Source organism: Natrinema saccharevitans, from assembly GCF_001953745.1.
GTDB classification, from domain to species: Archaea; Halobacteriota; Halobacteria; order Halobacteriales; family Natrialbaceae; genus Natrinema; species Natrinema saccharevitans.
Genome location: NZ_LWLN01000001.1, coordinates 751,226 through 765,793 on the forward strand (window position 1 = coordinate 751,226; position 14,568 = coordinate 765,793).

Below are 14,568 nucleotides of genomic sequence, written 5' to 3' on the forward strand. Positions count from 1 at the left end.
GAGTCGAACGGTAGCGATTAGTTGTTTTTGGGTTCGGAGCGATAGTCGACCGTCAGTTACTGGTCGTCTTCGTTCTCGAGTTCGGCGAGTCGTTCTTCGGCTCTCTCTCGGTCCTCCGGATAGCCGACGTCGATGCGCCAGCCGTCCATCCGGATCGCGTCGATCGTCCGACCGGACTGGATCAGCAGATCGATCGCGTCCGGTAGTTCGTACTCGCCGCGGCCGGAGGGCTGGACCAGGTGACAGGCGTGGAAGATCTCCGGCGTGAACGTGTAGAAACCCGTCATGACGAGGTTCGACGGCGGATCGTCCGGTTTCTCCATTACCTCGACGATCTCGCCGTACTCGTTGGTGTCGAGGACGCCGTATCTCGATGCCTCGTCGTAGGGGACCTCTTCGACGAGGAAGGCGGCATCGGCCCGTTCCTCCCGCTGGCGGTTGATCACGTCCCCGAGGTTCGCTCGGAAGACGTTGTCCCCGAGCATGAGCATGAAGTCGTCGTCGACGTGGGGTTCCGCCTGCAGGATGGCGTGGGCGAGTCCGAGTTGTTCGCGCTGGTGGGCGTAGGTGATCGGAACGCCGCGGTACTCGTCGCCGTAGCGCTCGATGATCTTCTCTTTCATGTAGCCGACGACGAGGACGAACTCGGTCGCGCCGATCTCGATGAGGTTGTCCATGACGTCCTCGATGAGGGGAGTTCCGTCGACCTCGACGAGAACCTTCGGCTTGTCTTCCGTAAGCGGCCGGAGGCGGGTTCCCTTGCCCGCGGCCAGCACGACTGCTTGCATACCGAATGGGTCGAAAGAGTTGGACAAATACTTTGGGAGATAGCAGCGGTCGCGACCGGTGCGACCCAGTTCAACTATAGTAGCCGCTGAACGTCATTGCACACCTGATCGCACGACTGCGCTGCGATCAGCGTGTGAATCGTTTCAGCGCCTACTATAGCCACTCGAGGAGACCGGCAGGTCGAACGGCACGTTCTGGTCGACGACCGTCCGGAACTCCGTCGAGATTCCCAATAGCACAGCGAAGTAGACGCCGGCACCGAGACCGACGAGCAACACGACAGTTGCGACGTTGTGGTTGAGCAGTCCGTAGGTCGACTCCGTCCAGAGTCCGGCGTACACCACGCCGGCCATGAGAACGGCGGCGAACCACTGTTTGGCGATCTCGCCCGTCGGGACCGCGAAGTCGATGATCGCGTCCACGTGGTAGTACGCCAGCATGAGACTGACCGCGACTGAAGCCATCGTCGCTACGGCCGCGCCAAGCCATCCGTACAGGTAGATCAACACGACGTTAAACGTAACGTTGAGCCCCACGAACGTGACGTTGACCCTGAAGGCGAGATCGGGGCGGTCGACCGCATTGAGGGTGTTCAGCAGCTGGTTCTGATAGCCCATGAGGAGATTTGCGACGATTAGGAGTGTCAGGACCGTTGCCCCCTTCGGGAACTCCGGGCCGTAGATTCGGAGGAGCCGCTCACCGAGGAGTGTCCCACCGAACAGCCCGGGAATCAAAAAGAGCCCGGCGAACGCGAGGGATTGTTCGACGATTCCCGCGACGGCCTGTGAATCCTCTTTGGCTGAGAGCGAACTCATTTCGGGAAACAGGGTGGAACTGAGCGCGCCGCTGAAGAGGATGAGAAATTCCGCGATATTCCAGGCCGCCGCGTAGACGCCGATCAGACCCGACGAAACGAAAAGTCTGAGGACAATGATATCGGTGTAGCTGAACATCTGCGACTGGAGACTACCCAGCCAGGAGAACTTCGCGAACTCCACGAGTCGCTCGAAGTGCTGTCGCTCGGGCCGTGAGACCTCGGACAAATTCCGCACGACGAAGTACCCGCCGACCAGAATAACGAGACAGTAGCCGACGATATGACCGGTGAACAGTCCAGCCGTGCCTGCGCCGGCGGCAATGAGACTGATCTGAAATAATGCTCGGCTTCCCGTTCGGACCGGTGATAGAGCGCCGCTTACGTGTACTAAATGTAATCCAGTGAGAAGCGAATTGAGCAGACTATTGAGAAGGACTACCAGTAGAATTACCACGATATATCCCGTGGCTGGATACCCGACATAGCCCGTGATCCGCGCTCGAAACAATATGAGTCCACAGCCGATGAGAACGAACAGACCGAAGATAATAGTCGCTCCCGCCAGGGCGTACTCCCCCCGATCTTCTCCCTCCGAAACCCGCTTCGATATCGCTCCGGAGAGGCCGACTTTCCCCACGATGGCGAGCCACGAAACGAGTCCGATGGCAACGCTGTAAACGCCGAGCGGACCCGCACCGAGCATTCTGGCGATATAGACGGTCGCCAGAAATCCGAGTCCCGATGCGAAGAATTTCGAAATAAAATATATGACGGAAGTTTGGCCGAGACGCATATGTGGACACTGAGAGGGCGTTGATTCGATCTATCCGCGTATGGGTTCTTCGGTCCGTCGATTCGAGTCGAAACTGATGGAGTTCGCACGAGGCCGTCGCGACGGATCCGACCGCCGACCGAACCGGACCGCTCTGGTGGTGTGCCGTCGCCCGCTATCGAACCCGCGCCGTTAATCAGCGTATCCTAAGGCTTCCAATCGGTCCGTTATCTCGTCGTCGTCCAGCTCTCTCTCGGATTCGATGGGGTCCGAACTGCGGATCTCACGGCGGTCGTCCGCCCCGATGACCAGCCACGGGACCTCGCGAAGCGTCGGCGTACTGAACCCTTCCATGTGACCCCAGACTCGGCTCGTGAACGGGTAGACCCGCTCGCCGAGCATCTCTCCGTGATCGGCGGTGACAACGGATTTCCCGGGGACCGCCTCGAGCAGTTCCTCGACGTGGCCGAGCGCTATCTCGAGGCTTTCGGTGTAGGCATCACGGATCTCCTGAAACGTCACGTCCCGCTGTTTGACTGCGCCCCAGATCTGGATCCCCTCGTCGTGTTTCCCGTACCCCTGAAGGTCCAGTCGCCGCCGTAGTTTGTCCGCCGTCTCCCCGAGATAGGGTCGATGGGGCTGCATGAAATGAACGATCAGTCGCTTGTCGGGATGCTGCTCGTGGGCAGCGATCGCCGCGCTGACGACATCGTCCGGCTGGACTGTTCCGATGTCTTCGTCCCACCGATCGGCGTGGAGGTGATCGATGTGATAGAATGTCTCCGCATCGAGATCGGTCGAAAACGGGTTCGCCGTCACGTAAACAGTATCGTGAAACTCCCCCGTCGCGAAGTTCTCCCGCATGAACTCCCAGCTTTTCTTCCCTTTCGACGGTGCCTTGTAAAGCGTCCCGTCGATCGTGTTGAGACGCTCGAAATAGTCGTACCGACACGCGTCGAGGATGATCAGGTTGTCCCAGTCCTCTGCCATGACGTCGAGCCCTTCCCCGTATTTTCGATCGGTGTATTTGCCGTATCCCTTATGTATTGGCCAGCTAGTCAACCGAACCGCCTCTCGGCCGATCAGAACCGGGTTCCGTATCGCCCGTTTCAAGTTCTCGAGTGTATAATGATTGTTCATAATTCTGGTGTGTACGGGTGTTTGAATACATGCTGTCCCCTACTCAAGCCACTTTCGTCGTTCCAGCACTCTCCGCTTTGCGGTCGACAGTGGATTCCAAGAGACTATTGACTCTGTATCTCTCGAACCGTTTCTTTCAGTAATATTGTATCCACAACAATATCAGCCGACTCTGCCCGACAGTACATCGGTTCGTACGAGACGCCGAGCGTCGCCGCCAACAGCCGGTAGGGTTGTTTGACCTTGTCGCCGAACAGTTCTACGAGAGTGCAGTCGTCGGCGAAGACGATGTCGGTGAGGCCCGCTCCGTGCGGACCGACGACAACGTCTGCATCGGCGAACAGCCGCGCGTTCCGCTCGAGTGACCGTTCCTCCAGCCGATAGCACGAAAAGCCGAACTGCGACAGGACATCCATGACCTCTGTTTCATTTACCACGCGACGTTCGACGGCATTGGCACGCGAGACATAGACGTTGTCGCCGCTCTCCGGCGTCGTTTCGGGCGCGCGGTCGAGTATCTCTCCGCGGAGCCACGCGAAGTCCTCGGCGCGTCGCTCCGGGAACGACGGGACGACGAGACGCGAGACGTCGTATGCCGGTTTCGTCGCGTACTCGATTCGCCACTTGGGCCACTCGAGCAACTCGAGCGTTTCGTCAACGAACGGCGGCGCATCCTGCGGTATCAACAGTGTCACGCGCTCGCCGGTTGCATCCTCGAACGCCCGGATATAGCGGATCTTCGGAACCGTCTCGACGATCCAGTGATAGTAGTTCGGATACCGTGGCATAAGCGGTGCGGCGGTGTCCAGCGAGTCGGCGACTTCGCGGAAGTCGCGTCGGCGATGTCCCGATAGCAGGCCACGGAGCGGGGCGTCGCCGTAGAACAGTTGTCTGGAGAGCATCGCCATCATCGCCTGCTGAGCCTGGTCCGGCGCGGCGGCGCTTTCCTCGAGGATTTCGCGTTGCGGGGTCAGTGCCAGTCCGGTCTCCGAGAGGACGCGTCCATCCTCGACGAGCGCGACGAACGGGGACGACTGCTCCCCGTCGTCTCCCGGAACCGTGATGATTTCACTTGCGGTCGATCCGAGGGCGTCCCGGGAGATGGTCCGAACGACGCCACGTTCGACGAGCGGATCGAAGACGGGCCGACCGAGTCGTTTCCGGGTCAGCAAATCGCCGGCCGCGACGATCGACTCCCCGGCCCCGTCGGCCGCGAGCTTTCGCGTTAGCTTTCGAGGACTGAACTCAGTCGGTATCATGTTCCCGTGAGCGAATGCGTTGTCGCTCCCGGCGGTACCGATCGCCGTCGGTGCTGGGCGAGGCACCCGGTCATCGATACCCCAGCGCCTCGAGACGCTCGTCGACGGTTTCTTCATCGACGCTTTCCTGCTCGACAGGCGGTTCCGTTCGGACCTCCCTACGGCCGTCGCCCTCCACGACGAACCAGGGGACCTTGACCAGTTCCTCGGCGTGGACGCCGTACGGATGCCCGTACTTTCGGCGGCTCGGGATCGGCGATAGCCGCTCCCCGACGAAGTTGCCGTGGTCGGCCGTGATCACCGACTTGCCCTCGAGCGTCTCGAGCAGGTCGGCGACTTCCTCGAGGACGACGTCGAGATTCTCCAGATACGCCTTCCAGACCGTTTCTATGTCCACATCGACGGTCCCGTTTCGGAGATGGTTCCAGATACCCGGTTCCTCCTCTACGTCGAGATCCATCGTCCATCCGCCGCCGGCCATGTTTCGACCGAGTTTGCCGATAAACGGCGTGTGTGGTTGCATGAAGTGGACGATAAGACGCTTGTCAGGGTAGGTTTCGTGGGCGTCTACCGCCGCTCGTGCGACGGTTTCCGGGGTTACGGTCTGTAACTCCGTATCCCAGTCACCCAGACAATCGATGACGGCATGGAACGTGTCTTCATCAAGATTTAGACGTGGAACGTACGGGTTCGCGTTAACGTAGACGGTATCGTGGAACGTCCCCGACGTGAAATTCCGTTCCAAGAACTCCTCGCTACTCGATCCCAGCGAAATCCGTGACTCGAGTTCGCCATCGATATCGATCCGATCCGCGAACATGTCGTAGCGACAGGCGTCTAGAATTAGCAAATTGTCCCAATCTTCAGACATGATATGGGTTCCGTTTCCGTGTCGAAGGCGGAAAACCAGATTATTGAGTTCGATAGGAACGTATCGTAATACGCTCGTAGAGGTTTGAAGTAACCCTCCGCTGGCGTAGAGTTCCTTCGCTTTGCGGAGATGGTGACGCATACGATGTGGAACTTCCTTCTGGGGAAATAACGTTTCGGTTCAGCAAGCGAACGGGTAAGCGGTACAATCAAACCATTGGAATTGGCATTTCTAGGCAATGCCAGAGCGATATACTCTCGAGAACTTTCGGAAGTTACTGCGCGAACCGGAGTACGTTCTCTGGGAACTCCAACGGAAAATATTTCAGTTCCGGTTTGGGGATGGAATCGATGTGATGTCGAAAGACTGGGATAACCTTATTCTCCTTGATGCGTGCCGTTATGACTCGTTCAAATCGGAAAACACGATAGACGGGAAGTTAACATCAGTCGTCTCAAAAGGAGGATCGAGTTGGCCGTTCATGCAGGCGAACTTCGCCAACCGTGACCTCCACGACACCGTCTACGTCACGGCAAACCCTCATACAGGAAAACTCTCCGATGACGTGTTCCATGCCGTAAAAATGCTCCATCTCGAAGCGTGGAACGATGAATACGAAACTGTCCTTCCCGAAGACGTACTCAATGCAGCGATAGACGCACACGAGGAGTATCCGAACAAACGATTGATCATCCATTTTATGCAACCCCACCGGCCGTTTATCGGGCCAACAGGACGAAAATTAAGAGAAGAGTACAATCTAGGAGGATACAATAGAATGTTGTCCTACGAGGAATCGAATGGTGAACGAGAGGAGACGGACTTCACTGCACGCGTTGAACGAGGCGAACTTTCCCTCCCACGGATACGTGAAGCGTATCGGGAAAACGTAGCGACCGCGGTCGAATATGCAGAGAAGGTATCGAACGCACTCTCCGGAAAGACCGTTGTGAGTGCCGATCACGGCGAACTACTCGGTGATCAATTCACGAGGTTCACAAAACCGAAATACGGACACTCATGGGAACATCTAAAGAACAAGGAATTGTACGTCGTACCGTGGCTCGAGATTAAGACAAACAATAGAAGAACTATTACAGCCGATAGTCCCACTGAGATCAACCGGGGAAGCGAAGCGGAGGTTGAGGATCGGCTACGATCACTTGGGTATCGATAAGCTCCGATAGGTATTTTATACTCTCCACAGTATAAAGATAAATATATTATATAATTATTTATGGTATTTAGTCGAGTATTTTACCGAAATCAGCAGGTTTTATCGCAAATATTATCCCTGCCGTTGGCTACTTCAGACCAATGCTGCGGCACGAAGTGAGCGTCGACAATATTAAGAGGGCTCTAAAGAACCCCGATCAGGCCGTTGACGAGACTCTTTACGAACTTTTCTATCGGATCCCAATGACGTATGCAAATACGGTAACGACCATCGGGACGAACGTCTTCACACGCGAGTGGGAGGTGTTGATTCTGCTGGATACCTGCCGTGTCGACGCGCTTCGCGCGGTTGCCGACGAGTACGACTTCATCTCATCGGTTGATAGCATTCGTTCGGTCGGCGGTCGATCCCCCGAGTGGATCGCCAAGACGTTCGTCGACGAATACGAGGGGACGATCCGGGAAACGGCGTACCTCACTACGAACGTCTTCACGGAGCCGATCCTCGACACTGCAAGCCCCGATGCCGGATCGTTAGCTGATAAAAGCTTTACCTATGATCTACTGGACAGAATCCCGACCGTCGGCGTAGAGACGCTGGGGAAGTGCGAGTACCTGTTCGAATGCGAACCGGTTGGCGAATCGGGACCACTGGGCCACACTGAGGGAGGGACGCCGCCTCGATACGTAACTGACAGGGGTATCGATGTCGCCCGCAATGAGAGCTTCGACCGTCTTATTCTCCACTATCTTCAGCCACACCCACCCTACATGGCGCGGGCGCTCGAGGAAGACCGCCCGTTGTACAAACACGAACGAGACTGGTGGGGATACATAGGGGAAACGGATGATAAAGACACGATTTGGGAGACGTATCTGGACGAACTACGGTTCGTACTCGACGACGTAGAACTACTCCTGCAAAACATGGACGCCGAACGGGTCGTTATCTCGTCCGATCACGGTGACGCGTTCGGTGAATTCTGGGAGTTCGGCCACAAAACGGGTAGCATGCATCCGAACGTCCGAAACGTGCCATGGGTAGAGACGTCCGCAACGGACACCGGTTCGTACACTCCGGAGTTCGAAGCACCATCGACGAACGACGCGGATAACGATCTCGCCGAGCAACTCGAGGCCTTAGGATACAAAATGTAATTCGGGAATGATGACTCCGAGCTGAAAGGAGTGGTATGAAGAAAGCGGTATGAGAACCACTGCTCAGGTTACCTCCGCTAATCGGAGGGCAACGAGATGATACTAATGACACGACTCGCCCTCGTCACCCCTCGCTACCCGCCGACCCACGCCGGCGGCGGTGAGATCAGCGCCCGCTTGCTCGCCGAACAGCTTCACGTTCGAGACGCCGTCGACGAAGTCGTCGTCTACTCGTTCGACGGCGAGTCGACGGAAACGGTCGGGGAAGTTCCGGTTTTCCGACTTACGGACGTTCCTCAGTATCCCTACACCCTACCGAACGAAATCGCCTACCGGAAACTCAGGGCGGTCGGTCCGGATCCCGACGTAATTCACGCGTACAACATGCACCTCCATCCCGCCGTGGGACGGCTCTCCGCGACGCTCGACGTTCCCGCGGTGGCGACGCTGAACGCGTACCCGCTCGTCGACTGGGCCGAGGTGAACGTGACCCCGTCGTTCAAGCGTCGACTGTACGAGCAGACGTTGTTGCGTCTCGAACGGTCCCGCCTGCTGGGACAGATGTCGAACATCGACCTGTTCCTGCCGCTCAGCAGCGCCGTCGAGCGCGTCTACCGAAACAACGGCCTCGAGGACGCCGACTACGAGGTGATCCCGAACATGCTCGATCCGTCGTTTTCCGTCCCCGACGACTCAGGAGAGACGGGCCGGTTCCGGTTGCTGTACGTCGGCTACCTCCGGGACACGAAGGGCGTTCGGTATCTGATCGATGCAATGGACTGGCTCCCCGAGCAGGTCGAATTGACGGTCGTCGGCGACGGCCCGGAACGAGACACACTGGCGGAGCGGGCCGCGGATACCGCCGCGGCCGACAGAATCGAGTTCACCGGCTCGGTCCCCTACGAGGCGGTCACACGAGCGTACGCTGACGCGGACGTATTCGTCCACCCCGGCGTCTGGCCGGAGCCGTTCGGCCGGACGATCCTCGAGGCCATGCAGGCTGGATTGCCCGTCGTCGCGACCGATATCGGCGGTCCGGCCGAAACCGTCCCGCAATCGGAGCTGCTGGCGACACCCGGCGATCCAGCGAGTCTGGGCGAGTGCATCGAACACGCCATCGCGAACCGCGACCGGATCGCCCGAGAGAATCGGCAGTTCGTTGAAGACCGGTATCACCCCGACGTCGTCGTGCCACAGTTTCACGAGGTCTACGAGCGAGTCTTGCGTGATTGACAGTGAGCGGCCACTTGCAGCCGCCGATCAACCCGTGAAGGATATGCCCGTCGGTTGAGAAGACGGACGTAATGACTAATTTCGAACCCGCCAGCCGAGGACTGGCGGTCGCCCACTGGGGCGAACACGCCAACGGCGGTGGCGATCGCCTCGCTTGGGAACTCGCCCGTGTCTTCGAAGACGCGCCGTTCTACGTCGGCTGGCGCGACGAGTCGATCGAGCCGACCGACATCGAGGCCGAACAGCTCATCCAGGGCCGGTTACTGAACCGAGCCCTCGAGCGGGGCGGGCTGGCGCGACAGCTCGCGCACCTCGTGGGCTGGCAGCTCGCCGAGCCCCTGCGGGAGTACGACGTCCTCGTCACGAGCGGGAACGAGCCGCTGTTTTACGTCGCCCCGACCGAGCAGACCTGGGTCGCCTACGTCCATCACACGAACCGCAGGCAGTCCGACCAGATCACCGAGGTCGAGTCCGGCCGCTTCCCTCGGCTCCGATTACTCCTCTATTACGCGATTCGGGTCCTGTTCGATCACAACACTCACCGGCCGGACCGCTACGTCGTCAACTCCGAACTCGTCAAGCGCCGCCTCGAGCGCTACTGGGGCGTACCGAGCGAGAAGATCAGCGTCGTCTATCCGCCCGTCGATACCCACGAGTACGACCCGAACGACGAGGAGACCGGCGAGTACTACGCGACACTCTCGCGGCTGGACTGGCACAAGGACGTCGACGGGATCGTCAGGGCGTTCAACGACCTCGGTCGGCGACTGCTCGTCGCCGGCGACGGTCCCGAACGCGAGCGCCTCGAGCGGTTGGCCGGCGACAACGTCGAGTTCCTGGGTTACGTCGACGAGGCCGAGAAACGACGCCTGCTGTCGGGCGCGAAGGCCTTCGTGTTCAACGGCCGCGACGAGGACTTCGGGATCGCTCCGGTCGAAGCGCTGGCGGCCGGCACGCCGCTGCTCGGCGTCGAAGAGGGGATGACACAGTTCCAGGTCGTCGACGGGAAGAACGGCTACTGCCACACGCGATCGGGCGAAGCCGGGCCCTCGCTGGCCGAGACGATCCGCCGGTTCGAGACGGAGGGGATCGAGTGGTCGCCGTCGGAGATCGCTGCCTTCGCCGAGCGGTTCTCCGTGGACGCGTTCCACGAGGGGATGCGGGAGGCGGTCGATACCGCGGTTGCGAGCGCCGATATCACGCCCGATTGGTACGAGGCGTACGAAACCGGCGATTGAGTCGACCGCGGACAGTCACGCGCCGCTCGGCGCGTCGCGTTCGGCGGTCAGTTCCGCCCGGTCCACGTCGGTCAGTCCGTACAGGTAACCGAAGCCGACCGCTGCGGTAAAAATAAAGATAGTCACGAGCTGTTGGACCTTCGCACTCGAGGGCCGTCGCACGAGTTCCGACAACCGACTCGGAACGAACTCGAGCATGAGTTGTCCGAGATACTCGTTTTTATCCCCCTTCGCCTCGGGTAACAGCAGGTCCATGATTCGTTTCGAGTAGCCCTGCCAGAACGAGCGGGCGACGAGCCACCGGAAGTCGCCCCGGTAGTCGAACAGCTTGTGGTGGACGACCGCGTCGGTGTTGTAGATCACGCCCTTCCCGTACTTGTTCGCCATCCGAATACAGACCGGTGCTTCGTGGGCCTGGATGTGGCGGTCGCCCTTTCGGCCGGTGTTCTCGTCGTAGCCGCCGACGGCAAGGAAGACGTCCCGCCGGTAGGAGATGTTCGAGCCGTACGTGTTTCGCAACTCCTCCATGTGATCCCCCATCCCGCGCTCGTCACAGCCGACGAGCCAGTAGAACTCCGCGGGGAAGAAGTCGGGCTTTTCGGTCACCCAGTCGGGGGCGACGTGGCCGCCGACTGCGATCGCGTCGGTCTCCTCGTAGACGCGAGCCAGTTCCGCGACCCAGTCCGCTTCGGCCACGGCGTCGTCGTCGATGAACGCGACCACGTCGCCGGTCGCGATCTCGGCTCCGCGAGTTCGACTGTAAGAGATGCCCTGGTTCTCGTCGTTACAGTGGAGAACGACGTCCTCGAGGTCCCCGTAGTCGTCTCGCACGCGGTCGAAGACCGGCTCGTTGCCGTCGACGACGAGGACGATCTCGAGCGGGTCGTAGGTCTGTGCGAGGACGCTATCGACACACTCGGAGAAGACGTCGTACCGGTCCATCGCGTACGTACAGATGACGACGGAGACCTTCATCGGGAATCGATTTCGGAGAGGCGAGAATAAGCCTTTTCCTTCAGTGCCCCGCTCGGCGGAGGAACGGTCCGAAAATAGGTGTGTCGTCGCTCCCGGCCCTCGGGTGACGGGATATCAAACGCCGACGCGTATATGACAAGGCTTATTCTTGACTTGGGTCTGGTGGAACCTAATGAGTACGGACACCGAACGCGTCGACGAGGGAACTGAAACCTCCACCCTCGAGACGCTACAAAACTGGTATCACCTCCCCGTACTCGGGGCCGTGATGCTGTTTATGGTCTGGTTGCGGACCCAGTCGTACGATCGGTTCGTCACCGGCGATGGAACGCCCGCGCTCGCGGGTATCGACTCGTGGTATCAGTGGCGGACGATCAGCTGGACGGCCGAGAACTACCCGCACACGATGCCCTACGAGGTGTGGACCGGGTTCCCGACCGGCACCTCCGTCGGTCAGTTCGGGACGCTGTTCGATCAGCTCATCGTCACGGCCGCGATGATCGTCGGCCTCGGCGATCCGTCGCCCCAAACGCTGTACGCGGTCTCCCTGCTCGCGATCCCCGTCATGGCCGCCCTGGTCGCGATTCCCGTCTTCTACGCGGGCCGCCGCCTCGGCGGCACCATCGGTGGGCTCGTCTCCGTGGTCGTTCTCGCGCTCTCGAAGGGGCAGTTCCTCTCGCGATCGACCGTCGGCCAACTCGATCACCACGCCGGCGAGGTCCTGTTCATGGCGTTCGCCGTCCTCGCGATGATGGTCGCACTGACCGCGGGGGAACGCGAAAAGCCGGCGTACGAACTGCTCGCCGCGAAAGACTGGGACGCGCTGCGAACGCCGGCGATCTACAGCGCTCTCGCGGGCCTCGCCATGGCGCTGTACGTCTGGGTCTGGCCGTCGGCGATCGTCCTGATCGGCATCTTCGGTGTCTTCTTCGCCGTTCAGCTCTGTCTCGACTATCTCCGAGGCGTCTCGCCCGATCACGTCGCCTTCGTCGGTGCCATCAGCTTGGGCGTCACGACCGTCCTGACGACGCTGCTGATCGACCAGGCCGGGATCGGAATCACGAGTTTCAGCTTCCTCCAACCGCTGAGCGCGCTCCTCGTCGCCCTCGGCTGTGTCTTCATGGCCTGGCTCGCTCGGGAGTGGAACAATCGGGACCTCGATCGGCGCTACTACCCGGTCGCTATCGTCGGTATCGCCGCCGCCGCGGTGCTGGTCATGTGGGTCGCGCTCCCCGGCCTCTACGACACGTTCGTCGGGAACCTGACGAGCCGACTGCTGCCGCTCAACCCGAGTACGGGGACGCTTACGATCCAGGAAGCCCAGCCCCCGGACGCCTTCTTCGAGCACGTGTTCCGGGAGTTCGGCAGCGCGTTCTACACGATGCTCGCGGGACTCACGTTCCTCGCGATCCGTCCCCTGCTGGGCCGGAAGTTCCGGGCTGAACACACCCTCGTCATCGTTTGGTCGCTGTTCCTGATCAGCATGACCGCGACCCAGGTCCGGTTCTCGTACTACCTCGTCCTCGCGGTCGCGATCGTCAACGCCGCGTTCATCGCGGAACTCGTCCAACTCTTCAGTCTCGATCTCACGGGGAGTCTCGAGTCGATCAAATCGATCGAGACCTACCAGGTGATCGTCGTCGTTCTCGTCGTCGTCCTCTTGTTCGCGCCGTTGCTTCCGCCGCTGGCGACGGCGACCGCGTGGGGGAGCGCCCAGGGTGGCGGACCGCATCCTTCCGCTACGACGTGGGAGGACTCCAACGAGTGGCTCCAGGAGAACACGCCGGCACCGGGTAACTACGGCGACGCGAACAACGCCGATCAGCTCGACTACTACGGTACGTACTCCCCCGAGGGTAGCGATTACGAGTACCCCGAGGGCGCGTACGGCGTGCTGTCGTGGTGGGACTACGGCCACCTGATAACGACCCAGGCCGAGCGGATTCCCCACTCGAACCCGTTCCAGCAGAACGCACGATCCTCGTCGGCGTTCCTGACCGCCCAGTCCGAGGAGCGAGCGGAGCTGATCCTCGACGCGATCGCCACCGGCGAATCCGTCTCCGAGCAGTCCAACGAGGAACTCGAGACGATCGTCGAGGGCAACGAGACCGACGAGGAGATCCGGTACGTGATGATCGACGATCAAATGATCGGCGGGAAATTTAGTGCGATTACGGCATGGACCGGGCCGGACTACGCTTCGTATGTCCAGAACGAACAGTATCGATCCGGTAATAGTACGGTTCAGCTTCCGTCAAGCAACGAAAACTACGAAAACACGACGATTGCGTCGCTGTATCGGCAGGACGCGGCCAGCATGGAACACTACCGGCTGGTTCACGAGAGCGACGACTACGCGATCGTCGGCGGGATGCAGGTCGGGAATCAGCGACTCCCCCACTATTCACTCTCGTTTAGCCAGTACAACCGTGCGACCGGACAGAATCTCGAGACTGGCTGGAGCAATCAGACGGCCGCGATCCAGCAACAGCTCGCACAGGCCCGAAGCAACGATCAGGTGTATCAACAACTCGGCGTTCCGATGTGGGACGCTCACGTCGAGTCGAGAGTCAAGACCTACGAACGCGTCGAGGGAGCGACGATTACCGGCAGCGTCGACGCCGAGTCGATCGACGCCGACAACGCCACGGCCGTAGTCAGCGTCCCGCTCGAGACGGGTCCCGGACGGACGTTCTCCTACAGGCAGAACGTCGACGTGGACGCGGACGGCAGTTTCGAGGTGACCGTCCCGTACGCGACGAATGACGAACTCGGTGTCGAAGACGGCCACACCGACAGTAGCGTCGAAGCGCTGGGCAACTACACCGTTCGAGCAATCGCGCCGTCCGGCAACGAGACCGTCCAGTACGGCGGCGAAACGACGGTTCCGGAACCGGCCGTCGTCAACGGCGAATCGGTCGACGTCTCCCTCGAGGAGATCGAGACCGACACGGGCAACGAGAGCGACGAAACTGCTGGGAACGAAACGACCGGCAACGAGGCGGACGACGACGGCACGACCGACGATGGCACGACCGACGACGGCTCGACGGACAACGAGACGGCGGCGGCCGTCGCGCCGATCGCCGCCGATCCGGCGACCTGATCGGCCGACGACGAGAAGAAGGCTTTTGCGAGAT

At 60.2% G+C, this 14,568-nt stretch carries 11 protein-coding genes; 5 read left to right on the forward strand and 6 right to left on the reverse strand.

The genetic code is table 11. The annotated features are described in order from the left end of the window. Positions 1-56: 56 nt before the first annotated feature. The 5 genes from aglF to A6E15_RS03945 form a co-directional block, all read right to left on the reverse strand. Positions 57-788, reverse strand: coding sequence for a UTP--glucose-1-phosphate uridylyltransferase AglF (aglF, locus tag A6E15_RS03925; RefSeq protein WP_076143856.1), 732 nt, complete (start codon positions 786-788; stop codon positions 57-59). A gap of 144 nt (positions 789-932) precedes the next feature. Then, positions 933-2,399, reverse strand: coding sequence for an oligosaccharide flippase family protein (locus A6E15_RS03930; protein ID WP_076143858.1), 1,467 nt, complete (start codon positions 2,397-2,399; stop codon positions 933-935). Between the two features lie 171 nt (positions 2,400-2,570). After that, positions 2,571-3,368 carry an alkaline phosphatase family protein gene (locus A6E15_RS03935; RefSeq protein WP_084177333.1) on the reverse strand — a complete coding sequence of 266 codons (798 nt, stop codon included), beginning with the start codon at positions 3,366-3,368 and terminating at the stop codon, positions 2,571-2,573. A gap of 254 nt (positions 3,369-3,622) precedes the next feature. Then, entirely contained in the window at positions 3,623-4,777 is a 1,155-nt protein-coding gene (locus tag A6E15_RS03940) for a glycosyltransferase family 61 protein (RefSeq protein WP_076143863.1), read from the reverse strand. Positions 4,778-4,847: 70 nt separating this feature from the next. Further along, entirely contained in the window at positions 4,848-5,648 is an 801-nt protein-coding gene (locus A6E15_RS03945) for a hypothetical protein (RefSeq protein ID WP_076143866.1), read from the reverse strand. A gap of 238 nt (positions 5,649-5,886) precedes the next feature. Here A6E15_RS03945 and A6E15_RS03950 point away from each other — a divergent pair, with 238 nt between their 5' ends. The 4 genes from A6E15_RS03950 (at position 5,887) to A6E15_RS03965 (ending at position 10,453) form a co-directional block, all read left to right on the forward strand. Next, the gene (locus tag A6E15_RS03950; RefSeq protein ID WP_076143868.1) at positions 5,887-6,825 is read left to right on the forward strand and encodes a hypothetical protein; all 939 of its coding nucleotides are present in this window, start codon (positions 5,887-5,889) and stop codon (positions 6,823-6,825) included. Positions 6,826-6,965: 140 nt separating this feature from the next. Beyond that, positions 6,966-7,982 carry an alkaline phosphatase family protein gene (locus tag A6E15_RS03955; protein WP_076143870.1) on the forward strand — a complete coding sequence of 339 codons (1,017 nt, stop codon included), beginning with the start codon at positions 6,966-6,968 and terminating at the stop codon, positions 7,980-7,982. 105 nt (positions 7,983-8,087) lie between these two features. Next, positions 8,088-9,215 carry a glycosyltransferase family 4 protein gene (locus A6E15_RS03960; RefSeq protein WP_076143872.1) on the forward strand — a complete coding sequence of 376 codons (1,128 nt, stop codon included), beginning with the start codon at positions 8,088-8,090 and terminating at the stop codon, positions 9,213-9,215. A 71-nt stretch (positions 9,216-9,286) separates the two neighbouring features. Continuing rightward, positions 9,287-10,453, forward strand: a complete 1,167-nt coding sequence (locus A6E15_RS03965) for a glycosyltransferase (protein ID WP_076143874.1) — start codon at positions 9,287-9,289, stop codon at positions 10,451-10,453. 15 nt (positions 10,454-10,468) lie between these two features. Here A6E15_RS03965 and aglG read toward each other — a convergent pair whose 3' ends face one another. After that, positions 10,469-11,428 carry a glucosyl-dolichyl phosphate glucuronosyltransferase gene (gene aglG / locus A6E15_RS03970; protein WP_076143876.1) on the reverse strand — a complete coding sequence of 320 codons (960 nt, stop codon included), beginning with the start codon at positions 11,426-11,428 and terminating at the stop codon, positions 10,469-10,471. 172 nt (positions 11,429-11,600) lie between these two features. Here aglG and A6E15_RS03975 point away from each other — a divergent pair, with 172 nt between their 5' ends. Further along, positions 11,601-14,534, forward strand: a complete 2,934-nt coding sequence (locus tag A6E15_RS03975) for an oligosaccharyl transferase, archaeosortase A system-associated (RefSeq protein WP_076143877.1) — start codon at positions 11,601-11,603, stop codon at positions 14,532-14,534. Positions 14,535-14,568: the final 34 nt, after the last annotated feature.